Genomic DNA, 25766 nt, shown 5'->3' with positions numbered 1-25766 from the left:
TGCGAATATCTTCCGGCCGCCCCCGCCCAGTCGCCGGGCCGTTACCGCCCGAGCATCTTCTGGAGCGCGGCCATCTCGTCTTCGGTCGGCCCGCCGGCCTTGCCGGCGACAGGCTTGCTGCCGCCCAGGCCGAAGCCCGTTCCACCGGCTACCACGGCTCCGGCCGGCTGCTCCCCGGAGGCGAGTGCGGCGTTCTCCGCCGCTCGCTTGGCCGGGTTGCCCGACTTCGAGCCTTTCTTCTTGGGCTGCTGCTTGCCGCGGTTGCCGCCGAGTCCGGCCCCCGCCATCGGGCCCATACCGGGGATGTTGGGCATGCCGCCCTTGGCGACCGTCTTCATCATTTTCGCTGCCTGCTCGAAGCGCTGTACCAGCTGGTTGACCTCCGTGACGGTGGAGCCGGCACCGCGGGCGATCCGCAGCCGGCGCGAGCCGTTCAGCAGCTTCGGAGTGGTGCGTTCGGCCTTCGTCATCGACTGGATGATGGCCTCGGTGCGCACGATCTCACGCTCGTCGAAGTTCTCCAACTGTTGCTTCATGGCACCCGCGCCGGGCAGCATGCTCATCATCTTCTTGATCGAACCCATGTTGCGCAGCTGCTGCATCTGGCCGAGGAAGTCGTCGAGGGTGAAGGTGTCGGTGGAGAACTTCTCCGCCATCTTGCGCGCTTCATCCTCGTCGAACGCGCCCTGGGCCTGTTCGATCAGGGTGAGGATATCACCGAGGTCGAGGATACGGCTGGCCATCCGGTCGGGGTGGAATGGTTCGAAATCGTCCAGGCTCTCGCCCGTCGACGCGAACATGATCGGGCGCCCGGTGATCGACGCCACGGACAGGGCGGCACCACCGCGCGCGTCGCCGTCGAGCTTGGTCAGCACGACGCCGGTGAAGTCGACGCCGTCCTGGAACGCCTTCGCGGTGGCGACGGCATCCTGGCCGATCATCGCGTCAATGACGAACAGGACCTCGTCGGGCCCGATGGCGGCACGGATGTCCGAGGCCTGCTTCATCATGTCGGCGTCCACACCGAGTCGGCCGGCGGTGTCCACGATGACAACGTCGTGCATCTTCTGCTGGGCGAACTTGACGCCGTCGCGGGCGACCTGCACCGGGTTACCGACGCCGTTGCCCGATTCGGGGGCGAAGACGGCAACGCCGGCCTGCTGCCCGACGACCTGCAGCTGGGTGACCGCGTTCGGGCGCTGGAGGTCGGCCGCCACGAGCACGGGCGTGTGGCCGTCCTTGGCCAGCCACTTGGCGAGCTTGCCTGCGAGGGTCGTCTTTCCTGCGCCCTGCAGCCCGGCGAGCATGATGATGGTCGGCGGCTTCTTGGCGAATTCGAGCCGGCGCTGCTGGCCGCCGAGGATCTCGACGAGTTCCTCGTTGACGATCCGAACCACCTGCTGCGCGGGGTTCAACGCCTTGCTGACCTCATCGCCCAAGGCGCGTTCGCGCACCTTGCCGGTGAAATCCTTGACGACATCGAGGGCGACGTCGGCGTCGAGGAGGGCGCGACGGATCTCGCGGACTGTGCCGTCGACATCCGCCGCACTGAGCTTGCCCTTGGTGCGGAGATTCTTGAACGTCTCGGCCAGGCGATCTGAGAGGTTTCCAAAAGTAGCCATTGTGCTTCTACTTTAACCGGTCCGGATGTCTATAGTGAGCGGGTGCGCCGATGGCGCACCCTCAGGTCTGGAGCCGTCTTGTCCGTAATCGTCATCGCAACACTCACCCCGAAGCCCGGCCGCAATCAGGAGATCCTCGACGCGTTGGCCGTGGTCTCTCCCAAGGCACACGCCGAACCGGGCTGCGAACTGTATGCCGCGCACACCGACGGCGACCGGGTCATCATGGTCGAACGGTGGTCCACGGCCGATCACCTGGCCGCCCACGGTGCCGGCGCAGCCCTCGCCGAGTTGAACGAGCTCACCGGCCACGCCGTTGCCGGCCCCGCCGAGGTGCGTGTGCTGGCCAACATGCCCTTCGGTGATCCGGCCAAGGGCACGATCCAGTAGCGGCGCCGACCGGCGGTGTCGCCAGCTACTGCTCGACGGCGATAACCACCGGGTCGCCGTGCACGTCGATCGTCACCACGAGCAGGGCATCGGTCTCGTCTGGGCTGATCGAGTATTCGAGCACCGCGAAGTGTTCCTCGCTGCGGAAGTGGTGCGGGTGGAAACCCACCCGTTGCAGCTGGATAGAGCGGAGGAAGTCGATCTGCTTGTCACCGGAGTCCCAGATCAGGGCGTCCTCGAGCGCCTCAGGATCCATTTCCTCGAGCTCGGTCGTGATGTAAGCGCTCGTCACCGACCGTTCCGCGCTGAGGTCGGCCACGAGCGACTCGCGGGCCTGCGAATCCAGTTCCTCGAGCGAGTTGACCATGGCCGCGACGATGTCGAGCGCCTCGACCGACACGGAATCTTCGTCGGGCGAGCTCAAGTCGATCTGCACGTCCTGGTCGCCCAGTTCGGCCGTGTCCGACCAGTACACCTCGCCCGCGTCATCGCTGCCGAGGATTCCGAAGAAATCGTGTTCGATGGTCATGACCGTCCTATCCGACGAGTTGTTGCGCGAAGACGTGCGGGGTGAAACCGGTGAGGTCGTTGATGCCCTCGCCCTGGCCGACGAGTTTGATGGGGATGCCGGTCTTCTCCTGCACCGCCAGCACGAAACCACCCTTGGCCGAGCCGTCCAGCTTGGTGAGAACGAGGCCGGTCACCCCGGCATGTTGGATGAAGGCCTCGGCCTGGGCGAGCCCGTTCTGGCCTGTCGTCGCGTCGAGCACGAGGAGAACCTCGGCGATCGGGGTCTGCTTCTCGATCACCCGGCGGATCTTCGTGAGCTCATCCATCAGTCCGCCCTTGGTCTGCAACCGGCCGGCGGTGTCGATGAGTACGATCTCGATCCCCTCGTTCATGGCCTTCTGCACGGTCTGGAAGGCGACGGATGCCGGATCCTGGCCATGCGCCTGCGGCCGCACGATGTCCGCCCCCGCCCGTTCGGCCCAGGTGGCAAGCTGCTCGACGGCGGCGGCGCGGAAGGTGTCCGCCGCCCCGATCAACACGCTGCGGTCGTAGCCGCGAAGGAACTTGGCGAACTTGCCGATCGTGGTCGTCTTGCCGACGCCGTTGACGCCGACGACGAGGACGACCGCGGGGCGGGCACTGAGGGTGAGGGTCGGGTCGTGCCGGGCGAGGCGCTCCTCGATGCCCTCGCGCAGCATCCGCTGCAGGTCGACCGGGTCCGTCGTGTGGTACCTCGCCACTTTCGCCCGAAGCTCGGCGACGATCGCATCGGTCACGGCCGGCCCGAAGTCGGCCTGGATGAGCGCGTCCTCGAGGTCGTCCCAGGTGTCGTCGTCGATCGTCTTCTTCGTGAACATGCCGCGCAGAGCGCCGGAGAGTGACCAGGAGGTGCGTTCTGCCATGTCTCTAGCCTATGGCTCGGGACCTTCGGACCTGGCCGAACGGGCGGAAGGTGATTGGCCTGACCCTGCACCTGTGCCGACATCCGCGGTAACACCGCCGGTCCGACCCGGCAGAATGGTCGGGTGAGTACCCAGACTCCCCCAGCGCTCGTCGGGATCGCCCACGGCACATCGTCAGCACACGGCCAGGCCGCGGTCGCCGGCTTGATGCGCTCCGTGGCCGTCACAAGGCCCGACCTGACGGTCGCCTTGGGCTTCGTGGACGTGCAACAGCCCGACACACCGGCGACCCTGGCTGCCCTCCCGGCTGGGCTTCCGGCCGCCGTCGTTCCGTTACTACTGTCGGCGGGCTACCACGTGCACGTGGACCTGACCGAGGCCGTGCGGGCCGAGACCGGACGTTCGGTGCTGCTTGCCGGCGCGCTCGGGCCCGACGACCGTATCATCGCCGTGCTCCGCCAGCGGCTCGCGGAGGTCGGGCTCCGCCCCGACGATGTGGTCGTGCTCGCGGTCGCCGGCTCCAGTGACGCGCGGGCGGTCGAGGCCTGCCGGGTCGTGGCAGCGCGCCTGGCGGATGCCGCCGGGCGCGAGGTGACCCTCGGCTTCCTCTCCGCCGCCGCTCCCCGCCTGGCCTGCGCGGTGACGAGGGCCAGGATCAACCGGCCCGGCCGGCGGATCGTCGTCAGCAGCTATCTGCTCGCGCCCGGTTACTTCCAGGGACTCGTCGAGAAGGCCGGCGCGGATGTCGTGACCCGCCCGCTCCTGATACCGGACGAGCCCGCCCCGGCGCTGCTCGTCGAGGTCGTGGTCGACCGGTACCTGAGCGCCGTCGCCCCGCATTCCAGTCGGAATGAACCATCCCGTTCCGGCACCATAGCCGACCTGCCGCGCCGCAGCCTTCTGTGACGCCGCGCTACGGCGCGTGACTGGCCGTTACGCTCCAGGGAGACACCTGCCCTCCGTTCTCGGTACGTTTTCTCCCACGCCGTTCGGCACCCGTTATCGCCGTCGCCGCGTCCAAGGAGGAGGAACCCATCGTGTCACCGAGTCAGACCGAGATGTCCCCGCCGGCCCGCCCGCAGCGCCAGTCGTCGCGTCCGAATGGACAGTGGAAGGTCGACGGAACAGCGCCACTGAACGCCAACGAGGCCTGGAAACAGGAGGACGGCGGCCTCAGCGTGCGAGAGCGGATCGAGAAGATCTACTCCAAGCGGGGCTTCGAGTCGATCGAGGACACCGACCTGCACGGCCGGATGCGGTGGTGGGGTTTGTACACGCAGCGCAAGCCGGGCATCGACGGCGGCAAGACGGCCACGCTCGAGCCGCATGAACTCGAAGACAAGTACTTCATGCTCCGCGTGCGCATCGACGGCGGCCAGCTCACCAGTACCCAGCTGCGCGTCATCGGCGAGATCTCCACCGAATTCGGCCGCGACTCGGCAGACCTGACCGATCGCCAGAATATCCAGCTGCACTGGATCCGGGTCGAGGACGTTCCCGAGATCTGGCGCCGCCTCGAGGCGGTCGGCCTGCAGACCACGGAGGCCTGCGGCGACGTGCCGCGCGTCATCCTGGGCTCCCCCGTCGCCGGGATCGCCGCCGACGAGCTCATCGACCCGACCGGCCTGATCTCCGAGATCACCGCCCGCTACATCGGCGACCTGAGCCTGGCGAACCTGCCCCGCAAGTTCAAGACCGCGATCACCGGCCACCCGAGCCAGGACGTCGTGCACGAGATCAACGACATCTCCTTCGTCGGAGTAGAGCACCCCGAGCTCGGCACCGGCTTCGACCTGTGGGTCGGCGGCGGGCTGTCCACCGCTCCCCGCCTGGCCGAACGCCTCGGTGTCTTCATCATCCCGGAGCGCGTCGCCGAGGTCTGGCAGGGCGTCGCAGCGTTGTTCCGCGACTACGGCTACCGCCGACTGCGAAACAAGGCCAGGCTCAAGTTCCTGCTCGCCGACTGGGGACCCGAGAAGTTCCGCCGGATCCTCGAGTCCGAGTTCCTCGAGACGGCCCTGCCCGACGGTCCCCCGGCCGCAGCACCGACCCGACAGGGCGACCATGTCGGCGTGCACAAGCAGGCCGACGGCCGCTTCTACATCGGCGTCACGCCGTTCGTCGGCCGGGTTTCCGGCCCGACGCTGACCAGCCTCGCCGACCTGCTCGAGGCGAACGGATCGACTCGACTGCGCACCACCCCGCACCAGAAGCTCGTTCTCCTGGACATCCCCGAGGAGAAGGTCGAGTCCCTCATCGTCGCCCTCGACAAGATCGGCCTGGCCGCCCGGCCGAGCCTGTTCCGCCGGTCCACCATCGCCTGCACCGGCATCGAGTACTGCAAGCTCGCCATCGTCGAGACCAAACAGGCCGCCACCGACGCCGTGCTGGACCTGGAGCAGCGCCTCGCCGGCATCGACGTTCCCCAGCCGATCAGCCTCCACGTCAACGGATGCCCGAACTCCTGCGCCCGCATCCAGACCGCCGACATCGGTCTCAAGGGGCAGCTGTTGCCCGACGGCGACGGCGGCCAGGTCCCCGGATTCCAGGTGCACCTCGGCGGCGGCCTGGCCTCGGTCGACCGGGACGCGGCCGGCCTCGGCCGCACCGTTCGGGGCCTGAAGGTCACCGCGGAGGACCTCGCTGACTATGTCGAACGCATCGTGCTCCGATTCATCGCCGACAGGACAGGCAGCGAAACCTTTGCTCAGTGGGCGCACCGCGCGGATGAGGAGGCACTGCAGTGAACATCGACAGCGCAGCCATCGACAGCACGGGCCAGGCGGGAACGCACCGCTCCGCCGTCGAACTGCGCGCCCTTGCCCAGACCGGTGCCGCCGAACTCGGCGACGCCGGCTTCGAACTGGTCGTCGCCTGGGTCGCCGCGAACTTCGCCGTCGATGCCGTCGCGGTCGCCTGCTCGATGGCCGACGCGGTACTCCCCCACATCGTCTCCACCCAGCTGCCCGGCGTCGACGTGCTCTTCCTCGACACGGGGTACCACTTCGCTGAAACCCACCAGACCAGGGCCGACGTCGCCCGGCTGCTGCCCGTGCGCCTCGTCGACGTGTTGCCCGAGCATTCGGTGGCCGAACAGGACCGGCTGCACGGCGCCGACCTCTTCAACCGCGACCCCAACCTGTGCTGCGCGATGCGCAAGGTCGAGCCGCTGCACCGTGCCCTCGGCGGCTACGAGCTGTGGTTCACCGGCGTGCGCCGGGACGAAGCGCCCACCCGTTCGAACACGCCACTGGTCACCTGGGACGACCGCAACGGCCTGGTCAAGGTGAATCCGCTGGCCGCCTGGACCTTCGAGGAAATCCTCGGCTACGCGGCACTGCACCAGGTTCCGGTCAATTCGTTGATGGCCCAGGGCTATCCCTCCATCGGCTGCGCGCCGTGCACGATACCCGTCGCCCCCGGTGACGATCCCCGATCCGGACGCTGGGCAAGCCTGGCGAAGACAGAATGCGGACTCCACCTGTGAACGCTCCATCGGTCCGCTCTGCCGCCCCGAGCCAGGCCGCCCCGAGCCACGCCGCCCCGAGCCACGCCGCCCCTGCCCAGGGCGGCAGCCACCGCCTCTCCCAGCTCGACATGCTCGAGAGCGAGGCCATCCACATCATCCGCGAGGTGGTGGCCGAGTTCGAACGGCCCGTGCTGCTGTTCTCCGGCGGCAAGGATTCCGTCGTGGTGCTCCACCTCGCCGCGAAGGCGTTCTGGCCCGGCCGGGTGCCGTTCCCGCTCCTCCACGTCGACACGGGCCACAACTTCCCCGAGGTCATCGCGTTCCGGGATGAGACCGTGGAGCGCCTTGGACTGCGGCTCGAGGTCGCCCGGGTGCAGGACTACATCGACGACGGCAGACTGCATGAGCGGGCCGACGGAACCAGGAACCCGCTACAGACCCTGCCGTTGCTCGACGCGATCGCGGCCGGACGACATGACGCCGTCTTCGGCGGCGCCCGCCGCGACGAGGACAAGGCCAGGGCGAAGGAACGCATCCTCTCCCTCCGCGACGAATTCGGCCAGTGGGACCCGCGCAACCAGCGGCCCGAACTATGGAACCTCTACAACGGCCGCCACACGGTCGGCCAGCACGTGCGTGCGTTCCCGATCAGCAACTGGACCGAGCTCAACGTCTGGCGCTACATCGAACGCGAGCAGATCGCCCTTCCCCCGCTGTACTACGCGCACGAACGCGAGGTATACCGTCGCGACGGGATGTGGCGGGCGACCGGCCCGGTCAGCATGCCCCGGGCAACCGAGACCGTCCAGACCCGCATGGTGCGCTACCGCACCGTTGGCGACATGAGCTGCACGGGCGCGGTCGAGTCGGATGCCGCATCCGTCGACGCCGTCGTGCGCGAGGTCGCCCTGAGCACGATCACCGAACGTGGCGCGACCCGCGCCGACGACCGGATCTCCGACGCAGCAATGGAAGACCGAAAAAAGGACGGGTACTTCTAATGACCCAGGCACTCACCGACAGCCAGGCACCGGCAGATCTCACCCCGACCGGCAGTCTGGTCGGCGGCACCCTTTTCCGCTTCGCCACGGCCGGCTCGGTCGATGACGGCAAGTCCACCCTCGTCGGCAGGTTACTGCACGACTCGAAGGCCGTGCTCGCCGACCAGCTCGACGCCGTCACCCGTACCTCGACCGAACGCGGCTTCGGCGGCACCGCGGGCGGCATCGACTTCGCCCTGCTCACCGACGGCCTCCGGGCCGAACGCGAACAGGGCATCACCATCGACGTCGCCTACCGCTACTTCGCCACCAACCGGCGCTCCTTCATTCTCGCCGACTGCCCCGGTCACGTGCAGTACACCCGCAACATGGTCACCGGCGCCACAACCGCGGACGCCGTCATCATGCTCATCGACGCCCGTAAGGGCGTGCTCGAGCAGACCCGTCGCCACCTCTCCGTGGTGCGCCTGCTCCGGGTGCCGCACATCATCGTCGCCGTCAACAAGATCGACCTGCTCGACTACGACGAGGCTGCCTACACCGAGATCGCGGCTGAGGTGAGTACGGTCACCGGGGAACTCGGCCTCGGCACGGTGCACGTCATCCCCGTCTCGGCCCTGGCCGGCGATAACGTCGTCGACCGCTCCTCGCGCACCCCCTGGTACACCGGACCCAGCCTGCTCGAACTGCTGGAGACCCTGCCAGTCGTCGACGAAGTGGAGAACGCCCTCGAGTCATTCCGGCTGCCGGTACAGCTCGTGCTGCGCCCACAGGGAGCAGTCGCCGTCCCCGCCGAATACGCGCCGGCCTTCCGCGACTACCGGGCCTACGCCGGGCAGGTTGCCTCCGGCACTGTGCGGGTCGGCGACGCCGTCACCGTGCTCCCCGGCGGCGCCGGCACCATCGTCACCGGCATCGACTTCGCCGGCGCCGAACTCGACGAGGCATTCGCGCCGCAGTCCATTGCCCTCCGGCTCAGGGACGACCTCGACATCGCCCGCGGTGCGGTGATCGGCGCCGCCGGCACCCTTCCGGAGCCCACGAAGGAGCTGACGGCCGCCCTGTTCTGGCTCGACCCCAGGCCACTCACTCCCGGCGACCGCGCCCTCGTGAAGTTCGGCACCAACACGGTGCAGGCGATCCTGGCCGCCGTCACCGGTCGGCTCAACCTGGACACACTAGAGCAGGAAACCGCCGCCAGACTGGACATCAACGACATCGGCCAGGTCACCGTGCGGCTCGCCTCGGCGCTACCGGTCGACACCTTCGGCCGGAACCGCCGCGCGGGCGCGTTCCTGGTGATCCATCCACAGGACGGCGCGACCCTGGCCGCCGGTATCGTGACGGCACCCCGGGTGCCGGCATGACCCGGCGCACCGGCCTCCGTGCGGGCCTCCGGGCCGGCCTCCGCGGCGGCCTCACCGTGCGGGCCGTCCTCACCGTGCGGACCGGCCTCACCGTGTTCGCGATCACCGTTATACCCTCGCTTCTGGGCGGATGCTCCGCCCAGGGCAGCACGGTGGCACCGGCCGGACCGGCCGCGGAACTCCGTCTCGGCTACTTCGACAACGTCACCCATGCCCCCGCACTGGTCGGTCTGGAGAAGGGAATCCTCGCCAACAGCCTCGGCGACACGAAGCTCCGCAGCCAGGTCTTCAGCGCCGGCCCGGCCACCATCGAAGCCCTGAGCGCCGGGGCCATCGACGCCGCCTACCTCGGGCCGAACCCCGCCGTGAACAGCTTCATCAAGAGCGCCGGGAAGTCCGTGCGGATCGTGGCCGGGGCCGCCAGCGGCGGCGCGGCCCTGGTCGTGCGCGCCGGCATCGACAGTCCAGCCGACCTGGCCGGCACCACCATCGCCACGCCCCAGCTCGGCAACACCCAGGACGTCGCCCTCCGGGCGTGGCTCGGCGAACAGGGCTACGACACCGACACCGCGGGCGGCGGCCGCGTGCACATCGCGCCGACCGACAACGCCCAGACCCTGGCCCTGTTCCAGAGCGGCAAGATCGACGGGGCCTGGCTGCCTGAACCGTGGGTGTCCAGGCTTGTGCTCGACGCCGGCGCCACCGTGCTCGTGGACGAGGCGTCCCTCTGGCCGGAAGGTGCCTTTCCCACCACGGTGCTGCTCGTGCGGAGCGAGTACCTAACCGAGCACCCCGAGACTGTGCAGGCCCTCGTCGCCGGGCACACCGCATCCGTCGGCTGGCTCAATGCGCACCCGGACGAGGCGGCGACCGTGATCAATGAGAAGCTGACCGAGGACACGGGCAAGGGCCTCTCCAAGGCCGTGATCACTCGCGCTCTCTCGCGCGTGACGTTCACGACGGACCCGCTCGCCGCGACCTTCCCGATGCTACTGAAGGCCGGCGTCACGGTCGGCACCGCGAAATCCGGCACCTTGGCCGGGCTCTTCGACCTGGCACCCCTGAACACCGTGCTGGCCACGGCCGGCGGCACACCCGTCAGCGCTGCCGGACTCGGAACGGAGTAACCGATGATCAACACCAGGACTGCACCGGTGGCGGTCGGCGCGACCACCGTCCACCGGGCCGCTGTCGCCACGGATCGGCCGGCCGACGCCCCCGCCATCCGCATCGACGGTCTCACCAAGCGATTCGGCACCAACGGCCCGATCGTGCTCGAGGACATCACCCTGTCGATCGAGCCCGGCGAGTTCGTCTGCCTGCTCGGCGCATCCGGCTGCGGAAAGTCGACGCTGCTCAACATCATCGCGGGTCTCGAACATCCCACCAGCGGCACCGTCACCGTCACCAGCGGCAGCGCCGCGGTGATGTTCCAGGAGTCCGCCCTGTTCCCCTGGCTGACCGCCGGCCGCAACGTCGAACTCGCTCTCAAGCTGCGTGGAGTGCCCCGATCCCAGCGTCGCAGCCAGGCGCTCGAACTGCTCGATCTCGTCAACCTCACGGATGCCGCAGACAAGCGCCCGCACGAGCTCTCCGGCGGTATGCGCCAGCGGGTGGCCCTCGCCCGCTCACTCGCCCAGGACCGCAAGGTGCTCCTGATGGACGAACCGTTCGCGGCGCTCGACGCGATCACCCGGGACCTGCTGCACGAGGAACTTGAGCGGATCTGGCGGGAAACCGGCCGCACCATCGTCTTCGTGACCCACAACGTGCGCGAGGCTGCCCGGCTCGGCCAGCGGGTGTTGCTGATGTCCTCCCGACCGGGGAGGATCGCCAACGAGTGGCGCCTGGCCGACACCGGGCCCCGCCGGATCGAATCCCCGGAGGTATCGCGCCTGTCCATCGCGATCACCGAACAGCTGCGACAGGAGATCCGCCGCAATGCCCAGCACTGAGACAGGCACTGGCACGAGCACCTCCGTCCTGCCGGTCCCCGCGGCCGCCCGTGCGACCTCGGACGACGATTTCCGCACCCTCGAAGCCGGTCTCGACGCGTTACAGACCGTCCCGCTCGTCGAGCGGGGACCCTGGCGTCGTCTTGTCGACGGCGTGCTGCCGCCGGTGCTGCTGCTCGCGGCGCTCGTCGTCGCCTGGCAGTTCTACGTCGTGATCGCCCAGCCGCGCCCGGACCTCGTGCCGGGGCCGTTCAACGTCTGGGCCTCGATCGGCGAACTCTGGTCGAACGGACGGCTGCAGCAGGCGGTGCTCACGAGCCTCGCCCGCGGCGGCGCAGGCTTCCTGATCGCCGTCGCCATCGGCACTCCGCTCGGACTGCTCCTGGCCGAGTGGCGGCTCCTGCGCCGAGCACTCGGCCCCCTGCTCTCCGGGTTGCAGGTGCTGCCCTCGGTGGCCTGGGTGCCTGCCGCGATCATCTGGTTCGGGCTCACGGATGCGACCGTCTACTTCGTGGTGCTGATGGGCGCCGTGCCCTCGATCGCCAACGGACTTGTTGCGGGGATCGACCAGGTTCCGCCACAGCTACGACGGGTGGGGAGCGTGCTCGGCGCCTCTCGTCTCCAGCTCGTCACCCTCGTGATCCTGCCGGCTGCACTGCCCGGCTACCTGGCCGGACTCAAACAGGGTTGGGCCTTCTCCTGGCGTTCCCTGATGGCGGCGGAGATCATCGCGATGGGTGGGTCGATCGGCTTCGGGCTCGGCTCCATGCTGCAGCAGAGCCGCGACCTGGCCGACCTGCCCGCAGTGCTCGCGACCATTCTCGTCATCCTCTTTGTCGGCATCCTGGTCGAACTCATCGCATTCGCCCCGGTCGAACGCTGTCTCCTGCGCCGCCGCGGCCTCACGTCCGGAGGCACCCGATGACACTCTCCCCCAGCCCGGTCGCCCGTAGCCCGATCACCCGGAGCCCGATCACCCTGTACCCGCTCGGCCTCACACTCTCCGGCCGCGCCGTGATCGTTGTCGGCGGCGGTGCCGTCGCGGCCCGGCGCGCGTCGGGCCTCGTCGCCGCCGGTGCCCTTGTCACCGTCGTCGCCCCGGAAGCCGGCCCCGACCTCCGCGTCCTCCTGGCCACCGGCGGCGTCACCTGGCGGGAGCGCGCCTACCGCACCGGCGACCTGGCCGGCGCCTGGCTTGCGCACACGGCGACCGGCGTGACCGAGGTCGACGCCCTCGTCGCCGCCGATGCCGAGGCCGCGCGAATCTGGTGCGTCAACGCGGCCGATCACACCACCTCCACTGCCTGGGTTCCCGCCGTCACCCGGCGGGACGACGTGAGCGTCACGGTGTCGACCGGCGGCGACCCGCGCCGGGCCATGGCACTGCGGGATGCGATCGGGAGCTCCCTCGACGCCGGCTCGCTGCCGCTGCGCCACCACCGCCGGCCCGTGGGCACCGGAACGGTTCACCTGGTCGGCGGCGGCCCGGGCGACCCCGGCCTGATCACCGTGCTCGGCCGAAGACTCCTCGCCGAGGCCGACGTCGTGATCGCCGACCGTCTCGGCCCGCGCTCCCTCCTCGGCGAGCTCGACCCCGAGGTGCTCGTGATCGACGTCGGCAAGCTCCCCGGCCACCACCTGGTTCCCCAGGACGAGATCAACGCCCTGCTCGTCGAGCACGCCCGGGCCGGGCGCCGGGTCGTGCGCCTCAAGGGCGGCGACCCCTACGTTCTCGGACGAGGCGGCGAGGAGGCTGCCTACTGCCGCCGCCACGGCGTCGCCGTAGAAGTGGTGCCCGGCGTGACCAGCGCCATCTCGGTCCCGGCCGCGGCAGGCATCCCGGTCACCCACCGCGGCGTCGCGGCCGGCTTCACGGTCGTCACCGGGCATGAACAGCTCCGTTCGCTCCCCGGCGGACGGGACCACACCGTGATCCTGCTGATGGGCATCAGCGCCCTGCCGGGGTCCGCCACGGTGCTCGCCACCGGAACCCGGGGCGAGGACTGCCCCGTCGCCATCATCGAGGACGGTTACGGCCCAGGCCAGCGGGTCACGGTCGGTACTCTCGCCACGATCGCTGCCCTGGCCGGGAGCCGCGGCGTCGCATCCCCGGCCGTCATCGTGGTCGGCGACGTCGTCACGCTGAGTCCGCACGCGCACCACTCCTCCGCCGTCCCCTCGGCCGAAACTGTCCCCCCCGCACCCCGAAAGGCCCGCTCATGACCTGGACGCCCACGGCTCCCCCGCCTCTGAGGGTCGCCATCATCGGCGCCGGCCCGGCCGGCATCTACGCCGGCAACATCCTCGCGAGGGCCGTGCAGGACGCCGGCGGTGAGGTCGGAATCGATCTGTTCGACTCGCTCCCAGCCCCCTACGGACTGATCCGGTACGGGGTTGCCCCCGACCATCCCCGGATCAAGGGCATCGTCAACTCGCTGCACGAGATGCTCGGCAGCGGCACCATCCGGTTCATCGGAAACGTGGACTACGGCACCGACCTTGACCTTGCCGACCTCCGCGCGCATTACCACGCGGTCATCTTCGCGACCGGGGCGATCCGGGATGCCGTGCTCGGCATTCCCGGCATCGACCTGCCCGGGTCCTACGGGGCGGCCGACTTCGTGTCCTGGTTCGACGGGCATCCGGATGCCCCGCGCGACTGGCCCCTCGACGCGACCGACATTGCCGTGATCGGAAATGGCAACGTCGCCCTGGACGTGGCCCGGATGCTGGCCAAGCACGCGGCCGACCTGCTCCCGACCGACATCCCCGCCAATGTGCACGCCGGGCTCGCCGGCTCGCCGGTGACCGATGTTCACGTGTTCGGCCGTCGCGGGCCGGCCCAGGTGAAGTTCACCCCGATCGAGCTGCGCGAGCTCAGCGAAATCCCGGGCGTCGACGTGCTCGTCTACGAGGACGACTTCCCCAGGGATGAGTCGTCCGAGGAATCCCTCGCCGCGTCGAACAACCAGGTCAAGGTGATGACCCGCACCCTGAACGGCTGGCTCACCCGGGAACCGACCGGGGCATCCCGCCGGCTGCACCTGCACTTCCTGCACAGCCCGGTCGAGGTCTACGGCACCGGCAGTGTCGAGGGCATGCGCTTCGAACGCACCGAGCCCACAACGAACGACGGCATCCGCGGCACCGGGGAGATCCTCGACTACCCGTTGCAGGCCGTGTACCGCGCGGTCGGCTACCGCGGCAGCGCCCTGGTGCAGGTACCATTCGACGAGGCCCGAGGAGTCATCCCGAACGACGGCGGGCGGGTGCTGGGCCCTCACGGCGTCCCGCTTCCCGGGCTCTACGCGACCGGCTGGATCAAGCGCGGACCGGTCGGTCTGATCGGGCACACGAAGAGCGACGCCCTGGAAACCGTGACGAATCTGCTCGAGGATGTCGACCTGGCGGTGCAACCCGCCCGGCCCCCGGCGGACGCGATCCTCTCCCTGCTCGAGGCGCGCGGGATCAGTTTCACGACCTGGTCCGGCTGGCTCGCCCTCGACGCGCACGAGCGTGCGCTCGGCGACTCCGACCTGTCTCCGGTGCTGCGGGAACGCGTCAAGGTTGTCCCCCGCGACGAGCAGGTCGGCATCGCCCAGGGCGGCAGCTTGGTGTCGTCGTGACCCACGTCATTGCCATACAGTGCGTCGACCTGATCCACAAGGACCACCCGAGCGGCACCGTCCGTTCCCCGCAGCGCGTGGCCGACGCTTAGCGGTCGCCGTTGCGGTCGCCGTTGCGGTCGCCGTTGCGGTCGCCGTTGCGGCGGACCTGCGAGCGAATACGCAAGCCCCCGGACACGGACGCACAGCGGGGCTATCGTGTCTGCATGCCGGTGAGAGAGTGGCCCGCAGATTCGATCGAGGCCGGGATCGCCCAGTGCGTCACTGCCTGTGACGCGCTGGTGACGGTCAGCGAGGACTGCGCGGACGCCTGTCTCGCCACCGAGGGCAACGGCGAGGTCACCGCCTGTTTCCTGGCCGACCTGGACTGCGTCGAAATCTGCACCACCACGACCAGGGTGTTGTCCTGGCACACCCGCAACGACGGGCCTACCGCCGTTGCGATCCTGGAGACCTGCCGTGAGGCGTGCATGGCCTCGACCGCGGCCTGCGAACGGATGATGGCGCTCCACCCGTCCTGGCGGACCTGCTCGATGGCCTGCCGCCAGGTCAGCGACTCCTGTACCCGGCTGCTCGCCCTCCTGGGACATCGCGAGGAGTAGCTCGGCCTCAGGACGCCCGGGCCTCGTCCTGGACCTCGTCCCTGGCCAGCCGCTGACCGACCACGGCAGAGACCCCGTCCTGCCGCATCGAGACGCCGTAGAGGGCGTCCGCGATCTCCATCGTGCGTTTCTGGTGGGTGATGATGATCAGCTGGCTCGCGGCCTTCAGATCCTCGAAGATCGTGAGCAGCCGGCCGAGGTTCGCGTCATCCAGGGCCGCCTCCACCTCGTCCATGATGTAGAACGGACTCGGCCGCGCCTTGAAGATCGCGATCAGCAGGGCGACAGCCGCCAGCGACCGTTCCCCGCCGGAGAGCAGCGAGAGTCGTTCGATCTTCTTGCCTGCCGGTTTGACCGAGACCTCGATCCCGGTCGTGAGTAGTGAGTCGGGGTCGGTGAGCCGGATGCTGCCGCTGCCACCGGGGAACAACACCGGGAAGACCTCGGCGAAGGCCGCCTGGGTGTCATCGAAGGCGCTGCCGAAGATCGCCCCCATCTTCTCGTCGATCTCAGCGATGATCGTGAGCAGGTCGGTGCGGGTGTTGGTGAGGTCGGTGAGCTGTTCGGTGAGGAACTTGTGCCGTTGCTCGAGTGCCGCGAATTCTTCGAGGGCGAGCGGGTTGATCCGGCCGAGTTGCGCGAACCGGCGTTCGGCGCCGGCGAGGCGCTGCTTTTGTTCGGCTCGGTCGTAGGGCACCCCGTCTGCCTGAGCATCGTTCTCGGACGGGATCAACTGGTCGGGCCCGTATTCGGCGACGAGCACCGCTTCGACCAGGCCCAGTTCGCTTCCGGCGCGTTCGAGCAGGCCCGAAAGGTGAAGCTTCTTCTCGTAGATCTCCAGTTCGAGGCCGTGCACGTTCTCGGTGACTGCCTGGAGCCGGTCGCGAAGGGCGCTGTCTTCCCGCCGCAGGGCGGAGAGTTCCTCGTTCTGGCTGGTCCGTTCCGACTCGGCCCGGGCCAGCCGGAGGCGGGCCTCGCCGACCGCGCCGTCGACCGAGGCAAGCACCTGGGGCAGCGCCTGCGCAACGCCCATGGCCGCCCCCACCTGACGGCGCCGGATGACCGCGCGCCTGGCTGCATCCTCGGCTGCCGCCCGGTCGGCCTCGAGCCGCCTGGCGACGGCGACGCTCCTGGCCTGGCCTGCCCGCACGCGTTCCGTCGCGATCTCCACCTGCAGGCGGGACTCGATCTCGGTCTCGCGGGCGGCCTCCACCTCAGCGTAGACGGCGTCGCGCGCGCTCGCGTCGAGAATGGGGCGTGGCCTCGCCCGCTGCGCCTCCAGTTCCGCTGAGCTGCGCGCGGCCTCGCTCTCGGCCCCGGCGACGGCTTCCCCCGCCCGGCGCAGGCCGGTGGAGAGGCGGTCGAACTCGGCGGCAGCCGCCTCGACCTGCACGCCGGCCCGGCCCGTCTTCTCGGCGCGGGCAGCGACCCGGGACTCGGCCTCCCCCTGCGCGGCACGCGCGGCGGTGAACTGCTCTCTGCCGTGCCGGAGCAGGACGCGCTGTTCGGCAAGGTCGGCGCTCACCCGGTCGACCAGTGACCGAACCTCGCCGAGTCGGTCGTCGGCAGCGTCCCGGTCGGCGCCCAATTCGAGTCTGCTCCGGCGGGCACCTGACCCTCCACGCAGCACGTATTCGCTGAGCACGTCGCCGGCCACGGTGATGATCGTCAGGGGCGCGGCGCCGCCGAGCAGGTCCTCCGCAGCCCTGGCGCACTCGAGGTCGTCCGCGACGACGGTGTGTTCGAGCAACGCGAGAACCCCGGCCGGGGCATCGACGACCGAGCACGCCCACACGAGGCCATTCCGGGCGGAGAGGTCGGGCAGGTCGGGCAGGTCGGGCACGTCGGCAAGGTCGGCAAGGTCGGCAAGGTCGGCAAGGTCGGCAAGGTCGGCAAGGTCGGCAAGGTCTGGCAGGGCGGGCAGGGCGGAGAGTTCGGGCAGGGCGGACGTGCCGACACGAGCGGCGGCCCCGGGGCCGCTTCTTCCCACGACGATGAGTTCGACCCGGCCGAGGTCATCGGCGCGGACCGCGCCGATGGCGTCGAAGGCGGCATCCCGCGTCTCCGCGAGCACCGCGTCGGCCAGAGATCCGAGGGCGGCGGCGATCGCGCCCTCGAAGCCCGGCCGCACGTGCACATGCTCGGCGACCAGACCGCGGATGCCGGTCAACGCCATGGTGACGAGCGCGGACGAGCCGTCCTTCTGGTCGAGGGCGAGCGAGAGGGCACCCGTTCGGGCCACGAGCGCGTCCCTTTCGCGCTCGAGCGTGTGCAGTTCCTCGCGTAGCCGCTCGACCTCGGCCTCGGCCTCGGTCACGATGCTCTGGAACCCTTCGCACGCCTCGACGAGGTCGGCGCCCTCGGCGCCGGCGTCGGTGTCGAGGGCTTCGAGCACGGCCCGGGCCGCGTCCACCCGGCCCCCGGCCGCGTCGAAGGCGTTCTGTTGGCGGAGCACCTCTCCCCTGACCGACGCCAGCCGGGACGCCGCGGTCTGGGCCTGCCCCGTCAGCGCGGACACCTGGAGATCGTGGCGGGAGACCAGGGCCGCCTGGGCGGCGATCTCCACGTCGAGTGCATCGAGTCGGCCGCGCGCGGCGGCGGATGCCTCGCGAGCGTGTGCGTGCCGGGTCTCGGCCAGGCCGATCCGCTCCCGGAGCGAGTCGACCTCGGCGGCGGCGTCCTGCAGCATTGCCGGGGTCACGCTCGGCCCGGTGTCGACGGACTCGGCCTGGTCGGCGAGCAGGGCCAGGCGCTGGTTGGCCAACGTGTACAGCCCACGGAGGCGTTCCTGCACGGACTCGAGGCCGAAACTCGTGCGCCGGGCCAGGTCGACGGCGTCGCCGATCTGGGCCTCTTCGAGCCGGCGCAGGCGCAACTGCTTCTGGTCGAGCTGTTCCTGAAGCACAATGCGTTCGGAATGGCGTTCGCTTTCTGTGCGCCCGTGCGCGTCGAGGGCCGTGCGCAGGGCGACCACATCGTCGGCGAGCAGCCGCGCCCGCGCGTCGCGTACGACCGCGGCGATGCCCTGGGCTTCGCGCGCGACCTCGGCCTGACGTCCGAGCGGTTTGAGCTGACGCCGGATCTCTCCGGCGAGGTCACTGAGCCGGGTCAGGTTGGCCTGCATCGCGTCGAGCTTGCGGAGGGTCTTATCCTTACGGCGGCGGTGTTTGAGGATGCCGGCCGCCTCCTCGATGAAGCCGCGCCGTTCCTCCGGGCTGGCCCGGAGCACGGCGTCGAGCTGCCCCTGGCCGACGATGACATGCATCTCCCTGCCGAGGCCGGAGTCGCTGAGTAGTTCCTGCACGTCCAGCAGGCGGCAGGTCTGCCCGTTTATCGCGTATTCGCTGGCCCCGTTTCGGAACAGGGTGCGGGAGATGGTGACTTCCGAGTAGTCGATGGGGAGGGCGCCGTCGGTGTTGTCGATCGTGAGCGTCACCTGGGCCCGGCCGAGCGGGCCCTTGGTCGCTGTGCCGGCGAAGATGACATCCTCCATTTTGCCGCCACGGAGCGTCTTGACGCCCTGCTCCCCCATCACCCAGGCGAGCGCGTCGACCACATTCGATTTGCCGGAGCCGTTCGGCCCGACCACGCAGGTCACTCCGGGCTCGAAGGCGAACGTCGTGGGCTGCGCGAACGACTTGAACCCCTTGAGGGTGAGGCTCTTCAAATACAACGCTGCGCCCTTTCCGGTCGTCGGTGCCAGTTTCTTGGGGGTGTGTCCTGCGGGTCTGCCGCCCGGTTCAACGCTACCGGACACATCCGGTCGGGCCGGGGAGGCGCGGCCCCGTCGAATTCGACGGAGATTTTGTCCGTTTGGAGCTGAAACGGATGCCCCGGGCTGCTCACGCGCAATTTCTCCGTCGAATTCGACGGGGCGCGGGGAGCGGCCGGGGCATCCGTCGGTGGCGACCTTCAACGCCGAGGAGAACCGGCAGATGCACACGCTGAACGAGGCCCTGGGCTTCCGGCCGATGAGCTACGTGGGGCGTGGCGCCGAACGGCACCCGGCCAGGTCAGCGCAGCCGCTGGCAGCGCGGGCAGAGGTGGGATGACCGGTTCATGAACTGTTGCCTGACCAGGAGGGTGCCGCAGCGCGGGCACGGTTTTCCCTGCTGGCCGTACGCGACGAGGCTGTGCGAAAAATAGCCGGATTCGCCGTTGACGTTCACGTATTGGGCATCGAAACTCGTGCCTCCCTCCGCGAGGGCACGACCGAGGATGACGCACACCGAATCCAGCAGGAGCCGTGCCCTGCCCCTGGACAACGAGTCGGCGGGCTGGTCGAAGTGCAGGCGGGCAGCGAAGAGCGCCTCGTCGGCATAGATGTTGCCGATGCCACTGATCAGGGTCTGGTCGAGGAGCGCCCGTTTGACGCCCGTCTTCTTTCGGGCGAGGGCACCCAGGAACGCCTCAGCCGAGAAGGCAGGATCGATCGGATCCCGGGCGATGTGGGCCACCTGAGACGGAATCAGGCTCGACCAGTCGCCTGATGCCGCTCCGGACTCTCCCGCCGCCAGGCCGTCGCGCGTGGGTTGCATCGTGTCGACCGCCATGCTGCCGAAGATGCGCTGGTCGACGAAGTGGAGCCACAACTCGCCGAGCCGGGGGTGGTCGAGGTGCAGGCGCACCCGCAGCATCCGGTCGGCGTCGGAGCCGGGAGCCCGGAGGAGCACCTGCCCGCTCATTCCCAGGTGGATGACCAGGGCTCGCCCCGATTCCAGGGGCAGCCACAGGAACTTACCTCGCCGCACGGCACCGAGGATGCGCTGTCCCTCGAGCAGCCGCGCGAACGAGCCAGACTCGGGGTCGTGGCGCCGAAGCGAGCGTTCCTCGAACACCTCGACGGCCACGATGACGGCGCCGGTCGCCGCCGGTTCGATCCCTGACCGGACGACCTCCACCTCGGGAAGTTCAGGCACCTCACGCGCCTTTCAGCTGCTGGATCAGAGGTCGCTGAGCAGGGTCCAGGCGTCGAGCGCGGCAGCCATTTCGGCGTGCTTCTTACTCGTGCCCTCACCGCTCGCGGAGATGATGCCCACGGTGACCGTCGCGATGAAGACCTTCGAATGGTCGGGGCCGCTTTCGGCGATCTCATAGACCGGTACTCCGGAACCGAGCCGGGCGGCGGCCTCCTGCAGGCTCGTTTTCGGGTCCATCGAGACCCCGAAGTGGCCCGGGTCGTTCAGCAGCGGTGCGATCAGACGCAGTACGAGTTGCGTCGCGACCTCTCCGCCGGAGTCGAGGTAGACAGCGCCGATCAGCGCCTCGACGGTGTCGGCGAGAATCGATCCCTTGTCTCGTCCGCCGGTGAGGATCTCACCCCGGCCCAGGCGGATGAAGTCGCCCAGGCCGATGCCGCGCGCGATCTCGGCGAGGGCGACGCTCGAGACGAGGCTGGCCCTGCGCTTGGCAAGGTCACCCTCGTTGAGGCGTGGGTATTCTCGGTAGAGCATGACCGTTACGGCCTGGCCGAGGATCGAGTCGCCGAGGAATTCGAGGCGTTCGTTCGTGGGCACGCCGCCGTGCTCGTACGCGTACGAACGGTGAGTCAGCGCGAGTTCGAGCAGGCCCGGGTCGACCGAGACCCCAAGCACCGCCGGAAGAGCCAAGATCCCCGGTGCGTCACCGCTCATGCAACGACCTCCCGGCAATGGCTGATGCCGCGCCGTGACGCGAGCCGCCCCGGATTCGGGCTGGTCGTCGTTCGTCGGCGCGGCATCAGAGCATCCGGCATCTGGTGACCCAAGCCTTATGACTAGACGTCGGCGACCTTGCGGCCCTTGTATTCCATGAACATCGCGGTGCCTGCGGCGTCGGTGACGACCTTGGCACGGTGCGGGAGGCTGTAAACGACCTTGCCGTTTTCCATGGTCTTCACCAGGGTGGGGGCTTCGGCCTTCCAGCAGGAACGACGTGAGCGGGTGTTCGAGCGTGATTGCTTGCGCTTCGGGACTGCCATGACTACTTCTCTTCTCTATCTGATTCAGCCTGGATGTCTTCATCCGTGCCGATGTTTGCGGAAGCCTGAAATTCCATCAGCGCGGCCCACCGGGGATCGCGCTTTTCTACTGGTTCGAGTTCAGGGGCCTCGGCAAGCCGCTGCCCGGTCTCTGGGTCGAGACCTGGGCAATCCGACCGGCAAACCGGCTGGAAAGGCAGTGATAGCACCACTGCATCCCTGATCAGAGGTTCAAGATCCACGTGGTCATCTTGAACTTCACACTCATAAGCTTCGTCTAGAGAGTACGCGAAAAGCTCGTGAAACTCGACTTGGACAGGCAACTCGATCTCAATCAGGCATCTTCCGCACTCTCCGGCGGCCTTTCCGGAGATCTGAGCGGACACCAGGATGCCCTCGTGCAGGGTTTCCAGGCGTAGGTTGACGGTCAGCGTGGAACCGGCCTTGACGGCAACCAGGCCCTCTCCGAGGTCACCCGGCACGACGATCGCCAGGTGGCGCTCGTGCATGGTGCCTGGCCGGTTGATGAGGTCTCGCACATCGACCTTGTACGGGGTCTTCTTAAACTTGGTCACGGGGGGAGATTCTACGCGTCTACGGGCAGGCTCTCGTTCCGTGCCACCTTCGACGGCCTCCGCAGCGAGGCAGGTAACACGATCGCACGGATGCGCACCGGCCAGGAGGCGCCGGCGTGGATCGCGCGGGTGACCTGGTCGAGGTCCGCGGCCAGCCCCGCGGAAACCTCGCCCGGCATGTCGGCGCCGGGCCGGCCGAAGCGGTGGCGTTCGGCGGCCACCAGCAGTCGCCGCAGAGCATCGACAGGGTCGCCGGCCGGCGGAGAATCCAGGCCGGGAAGCAGCTCCAGGCGCGCAACCAGTTCCCGGGGGGTCTCGGTGTCGCGCACCCGGGTCCCGTGGTCGACGGCCGTGTCGGCGAGTTCGTCCCAGGCCCAGCCTGCGGCGCCCGGGCCGGCTCGGACTCGCCGGCGCCGGCCCTGCCTCCGCAGTGCTCGTGCGCCCCCTGGCAGCATCAGCAGGATCAGGACGGCGGCGAGGGCTGCGCTGACGGTGCGAGCGCCGTCGACGTCGCCGGTTTGGGTCGTGGCGGCACGGAGCCCGAGGGAGGGATTCCCTCCGCCCGGGTCGGCTCTGCGCGGCGCGGCCGACGGGAGGCCGGTGACCAGGCTGCCGAGCGGGGCCTGGGCATCCGTTGCCCTCGTGTAGGCCGGTACCGTGCCGCGCCCTGGCGTCGGCTCGAACGCCACCCAGCCGATTCCACCGAAGTACAGTTCCGGCCAGGCGTGCAGGTCGTGCGCGTCGACGTTGAACCGGTCCCGCCCCTCGATGTAGCTCGTCGACCGTGACCCGGGCAGATAACCGATCGCGATCCGCGCGGGGATACCGATGGACCGGGCCATCACCGCCATCGCCGAAGCGAAGTGAACGCAGTAGCCGCGTTTCACCGCGAGGAACTTGCCGACGACGTCGACGCCGCCGCCGTCGTAGCCCTCCGCGACCGGGGCATCCGTGTCGTAGCTGAACTCACTTCCCCTCAGGTAGTCCTGGAGGGCGACCGCCGCGTCGTAGGGCGAAATCGCCCCGCTGGTCACGTTCCGGGCGGTCTGGTCGATGATGGCCGGCCGATTCCCCGGCAGGTCGAGGGTGCGCCGGATGCTTGCCGGGTAGCGGGTGCCAGCCGCCCGGAGTTGCTCGGCCGTCGGGGCGAGTTCGAGCGCCGTGACCGTGTACTGCTGGCCGCGGGTGATGCTGTTCGCGCTGGCGATGGTCGAGGTCGACCGGTCCCAGTACCAGTCACCGACCAGGCCGGTGACCTTCTTCGGCGCGAACGGGGTCGGCAGCCACCGGGTCGCGACGCTGTCGATGACGATCTGCGTCTTCGTCTCCCTCGTGGCGACATTGGAGGAGAGTCCCTGCGGCAGGGCGATGGCCTCGACGTTGCTGTCGGGGTCCGTCGGTTCGACCCTGGCCATCCAGGTGACGCCGACGAAGTTATCGAGGGTCAGCAGTTTCAGGTACGGCGGCTGCGACGCCGTGGTGCGGTAGTGCAGAGCCGGGCTGGACTGGGTTTGCCTGAGGTCCTGCCCGAGGTTGATCAGCGGGGTGACGCCCCTCGCGAAGAGCAACATTCCGACGCCCCGGGTGCCTGCGAAGCCGCCACCGGGCACGGCAGGGGTGGCGATGCTGAGCAGGAGTGCGCCGACGACACCGATGCTGCCGACCACCATCGAGCCCCACAGCGGACCGGGGCCGCGCCGGCGCACCGGGCCGTACACCCGGGGCGTGTTCGGCCCGGCGGGCGGATTCTCGACCTCCCAGGCGCGTCGCACCCGCACGTCCACACGCAGGAGGATGAGGAACGAGATGGCCGTGAGCGAGAGGGCCAGCGGGTCGGCCCCGCCGTCGACGATGAGACCGGGAACGGCGACGGGCACGAGCGCGGGCAGCCCGGCGAGCGCCGGCACCCGCAGGGTGATCGCGAGCAGATGCATCATGACCGCGATCACCCCCGCGCCCGCGGACAGCAGCAGGAGGATGCCGGGGACCGGGTCCGCCGGCGTGCCCTGCTGCCGGATGGATTCCAGTCCGGAGTCGACCAGCGTGCCGAACCGGTCGATGGTCTCCGGCGACGGAATCAGCCAGAGCAGCCCGGTCCCACCGCCGAAGAGCAGCGTCACCGTGGCGAGCAGGATGCCGAACCCGGCGACCGAGGTGAGCGACTCAGCGATTCCGACCCGGCGCAGGCCGGCCAGGCCGAGCAGCACGGTCCCGGAGACGAGCGCCATCAGCCACCACCAGGTGGTGCCCTGCAGCAGGGATGCCAGGCCCCCGTTCGCCACGACCAGCAGGAGCAGCAGCGCGCCGGTGACCGGCCACTCGGGGCGGATCGGGCGTCGCCTGCCTGTAGCAGCGCCGGGCCGGCTCATGGTCGTCCCTCTCCCCGAACGGTGGCCGTGCCGCGGCCGGCAGCCCCGCCCGCACCCACGGCCCCGCCCGGACTCACGGCCGCGCTGCGCGGACCGGTCGCCTCCAGCCAAGCGACCGGGATGTCCCAGGTCGAGCGCACGGGAATGCAACGCCATCCCGCCTCGCGCAGCGTGTCGACCCTGGCCGGCCGCATCGTGTCGAGGATGAAGGCCACCGCGGGCCGTGCGGCTGCACCGAGGGAGGCCAGCTCAGCGGCATCCTGCTCGTCGATGTCGACGAGCACCGCGAACGTCGGCAGCGGGACCTGCGGCGCGTTGCCGCCGGGAACTGCGGTCTGTGGCGAGGCGCCGGCGCCAGGGACCGGCTCGAGGGGAACCACGCCGGCCAGGCCCTCGAGCAACGCCCGTACACCGCCTATCGCCTGGAAGCCGACGGCCGCGTCCCCGCGCAGCCCGCCGCGGCCCGTCCCGGCGTGAGGGGCGAGCTGGCCGGGCCCCAGCTCGACGAGGTCGAGCCGGAAGTCGGCGTCGAGGAGGTGCACACCAACCGAGGCGACGAGTTCGACGGCGACTTCGAAGGTCTGGTCGTGTCGGAAACGGCGGTCGGGTCCCTGGCCGGGAGGCGGCACCGGTCGTCCCCGCAGTGCGGTGTCGAGCACGATCCTGGCCCTTGGGTTGCTGCGGTGTTCTTCCTGGCGCACCATGATCTCGCCGTGCCGCGCCGTGGCGGGCCAATTCACCCGTCGGAGCGGGTCCCCCGGCCGGTACTCCCTGGCGATCAGTTCGTCCGAGTTGCGGTTGAGGCGCCACAACCGCTCACGGGCGTCGCCGTCCCCGCCCGCACCGGTCAGACCGACCCCGGGAAGCGGAACCGCGGTCGGGGTGACCACGAGATCGAGGGGCTCCCCGACCACCCATTCGCTCGACGCGAGCCCGAACGGGTCGCACCGCTCCAGCCGGAGGGGGCCGCTGGAGTAGATGCCCCGGTGCCGGGGCATCAGCGTGTACTCGAGTCTCACGGCATCAGCGCCGTCGTCCCTGCCGCCCTCGAACCGGTCGAGGCCGGGCAGAACCAGGGCGCCGCGCGTGGCCAGTCCCGGCGCGCCGGTGTCCCGCCAGCGCAGCCCGTAGAGCGGACGGGCGGACAGGTTGCGCACGGTCAGGCAGACGATCGCTTCCCGGCCGGCTTCCACGACCGCCGGCCGGAATGCCCGGCTCACCTTCACCGTCACCGGGCGGATCGCGACGTAGGCGGCGGCGGTCACGGGCACAAGCAGGAGCAGGCAGGCCACGAAGAGGATGTCCCGGCGCCCGGTGAACAGGTACTGCGCCAGGAAGAGCCCGCCGACACCGAGGAACACCCCGCCCCGGAGGGTGAGCCGGGGAAACCACACGGGCCGCCGCGACGCTGACATGGGC

General features: G+C 69.5%; 22 protein-coding genes. 12 read left to right on the top strand and 10 right to left on the bottom strand.

Annotated features, from left to right (window positions below; translation table 11 throughout):
• Positions 1 to 41: 41 nt before the first annotated feature.
• Entirely contained in the window at positions 42 to 1622 is a 1581-nt protein-coding gene (gene ffh, locus E3O19_RS04085) for a signal recognition particle protein (RefSeq protein WP_134565478.1), read from the bottom strand.
• A gap of 78 nt (positions 1623 to 1700) precedes the next feature.
• On the opposite strand from ffh, the gene E3O19_RS04080 reads away from it, so the two are divergent.
• Positions 1701 to 2012 (top strand): putative quinol monooxygenase, encoded by a 312-nt coding sequence (locus E3O19_RS04080; protein WP_166804449.1) that lies wholly within the window; start codon positions 1701 to 1703, stop codon positions 2010 to 2012.
• A gap of 25 nt (positions 2013 to 2037) precedes the next feature.
• On the opposite strand, the gene E3O19_RS04075 is transcribed toward E3O19_RS04080, so the two are convergent.
• On the bottom strand, positions 2038 to 2541 hold the full coding sequence (locus E3O19_RS04075) for a DUF2004 domain-containing protein (RefSeq protein WP_134565474.1): 504 nt from the start codon (positions 2539 to 2541) through the stop codon (positions 2038 to 2040).
• Positions 2542 to 2548: 7 nt separating this feature from the next.
• Complete coding sequence (gene ftsY / locus E3O19_RS04070; RefSeq protein WP_134565472.1) at positions 2549 to 3424, bottom strand: signal recognition particle-docking protein FtsY; 876 nt, start codon at positions 3422 to 3424, stop codon at positions 2549 to 2551.
• Between the two features lie 123 nt (positions 3425 to 3547).
• On the opposite strand from ftsY, the gene E3O19_RS04065 reads away from it, so the two are divergent.
• The 11 genes from E3O19_RS04065 (at position 3548) to E3O19_RS04015 (ending at position 15444) form a co-directional block, all read left to right on the top strand.
• Positions 3548 to 4330, top strand: a complete 783-nt coding sequence (locus tag E3O19_RS04065) for a sirohydrochlorin chelatase (RefSeq protein WP_134565470.1) — start codon at positions 3548 to 3550, stop codon at positions 4328 to 4330.
• A gap of 152 nt (positions 4331 to 4482) precedes the next feature.
• Positions 4483 to 6171: a nitrite/sulfite reductase gene (locus E3O19_RS04060; protein ID WP_134565514.1), complete on the top strand. Its 1689-nt coding sequence runs from the start codon at positions 4483 to 4485 to the stop codon at positions 6169 to 6171.
• A gap of 2 nt (positions 6172 to 6173) precedes the next feature.
• Positions 6174 to 6911, top strand: a complete 738-nt coding sequence (locus E3O19_RS04055; RefSeq protein WP_241981178.1) for a phosphoadenylyl-sulfate reductase — start codon at positions 6174 to 6176, stop codon at positions 6909 to 6911.
• Entirely contained in the window at positions 6893 to 7894 is a 1002-nt protein-coding gene (gene cysD, locus E3O19_RS04050; protein WP_134565468.1) for a sulfate adenylyltransferase subunit CysD, read from the top strand. Before E3O19_RS04055 ends, cysD begins: the two co-directional genes overlap by 19 nt.
• Entirely contained in the window at positions 7894 to 9261 is a 1368-nt protein-coding gene (locus tag E3O19_RS04045; protein ID WP_134565466.1) for a sulfate adenylyltransferase subunit 1, read from the top strand. Before cysD ends, E3O19_RS04045 begins: the two co-directional genes overlap by 1 nt.
• Positions 9258 to 10388 (top strand): ABC transporter substrate-binding protein, encoded by a 1131-nt coding sequence (locus E3O19_RS04040; RefSeq protein WP_134565464.1) that lies wholly within the window; start codon positions 9258 to 9260, stop codon positions 10386 to 10388. Before E3O19_RS04045 ends, E3O19_RS04040 begins: the two co-directional genes overlap by 4 nt.
• Positions 10389 to 10391: 3 nt before the next feature.
• Entirely contained in the window at positions 10392 to 11216 is an 825-nt protein-coding gene (locus tag E3O19_RS04035) for an ABC transporter ATP-binding protein (RefSeq protein ID WP_134565462.1), read from the top strand.
• Positions 11203 to 12141 (top strand): ABC transporter permease, encoded by a 939-nt coding sequence (locus E3O19_RS04030; RefSeq protein ID WP_134565461.1) that lies wholly within the window; start codon positions 11203 to 11205, stop codon positions 12139 to 12141. The genes E3O19_RS04035 and E3O19_RS04030 overlap by 14 nt, the downstream gene beginning before the upstream one ends.
• Positions 12138 to 13439: a uroporphyrinogen-III C-methyltransferase gene (gene cobA / locus E3O19_RS04025; RefSeq protein WP_134565459.1), complete on the top strand. Its 1302-nt coding sequence runs from the start codon at positions 12138 to 12140 to the stop codon at positions 13437 to 13439. Before E3O19_RS04030 ends, cobA begins: the two co-directional genes overlap by 4 nt.
• Entirely contained in the window at positions 13436 to 14842 is a 1407-nt protein-coding gene (locus E3O19_RS04020) for an FAD-dependent oxidoreductase (protein WP_134565457.1), read from the top strand. Before cobA ends, E3O19_RS04020 begins: the two co-directional genes overlap by 4 nt.
• Before the next feature lie 206 nt (positions 14843 to 15048).
• Complete coding sequence (locus E3O19_RS04015; RefSeq protein WP_134565455.1) at positions 15049 to 15444, top strand: four-helix bundle copper-binding protein; 396 nt, start codon at positions 15049 to 15051, stop codon at positions 15442 to 15444.
• A 7-nt stretch (positions 15445 to 15451) separates the two neighbouring features.
• On the opposite strand, the gene E3O19_RS04010 is transcribed toward E3O19_RS04015, so the two are convergent.
• The 7 genes from E3O19_RS04010 to E3O19_RS03980 all read right to left on the bottom strand — a co-directional run bounded on the left by E3O19_RS04010 (position 15452) and on the right by E3O19_RS03980 (position 25762).
• Complete coding sequence (locus E3O19_RS04010) at positions 15452 to 19117, bottom strand: AAA family ATPase (protein WP_134565453.1); 3666 nt, start codon at positions 19115 to 19117, stop codon at positions 15452 to 15454.
• 340 nt (positions 19118 to 19457) lie between these two features.
• On the bottom strand, positions 19458 to 20363 hold the full coding sequence (mutM, locus tag E3O19_RS04005) for a bifunctional DNA-formamidopyrimidine glycosylase/DNA-(apurinic or apyrimidinic site) lyase (protein WP_134565451.1): 906 nt from the start codon (positions 20361 to 20363) through the stop codon (positions 19458 to 19460).
• A gap of 24 nt (positions 20364 to 20387) precedes the next feature.
• Entirely contained in the window at positions 20388 to 21077 is a 690-nt protein-coding gene (rnc, locus tag E3O19_RS04000; protein WP_134565450.1) for a ribonuclease III, read from the bottom strand.
• A gap of 122 nt (positions 21078 to 21199) precedes the next feature.
• Positions 21200 to 21403, bottom strand: coding sequence for a 50S ribosomal protein L32 (rpmF, locus tag E3O19_RS03995; RefSeq protein WP_134508074.1), 204 nt, complete (start codon positions 21401 to 21403; stop codon positions 21200 to 21202).
• A gap of 2 nt (positions 21404 to 21405) precedes the next feature.
• A complete protein-coding gene (locus E3O19_RS03990) occupies positions 21406 to 21978 on the bottom strand; it encodes a YceD family protein (protein WP_241981175.1) in 573 nt (190 codons plus the stop codon).
• Between the two features lie 11 nt (positions 21979 to 21989).
• Complete coding sequence (locus tag E3O19_RS03985) at positions 21990 to 24347, bottom strand: transglutaminase TgpA family protein (RefSeq protein ID WP_134565448.1); 2358 nt, start codon at positions 24345 to 24347, stop codon at positions 21990 to 21992.
• Entirely contained in the window at positions 24344 to 25762 is a 1419-nt protein-coding gene (locus E3O19_RS03980; protein ID WP_166804448.1) for a DUF58 domain-containing protein, read from the bottom strand. Before E3O19_RS03980 ends, E3O19_RS03985 begins: the two co-directional genes overlap by 4 nt.
• Positions 25763 to 25766 lie beyond the last annotated feature (4 nt).

This window comes from Cryobacterium algoritolerans, from assembly GCF_004402785.1.
GTDB lineage: Bacteria > Actinomycetota > Actinomycetes > Actinomycetales > Microbacteriaceae > Cryobacterium > Cryobacterium algoritolerans.
This window is presented reverse-complemented; position numbering and strand designations above follow the sequence as displayed.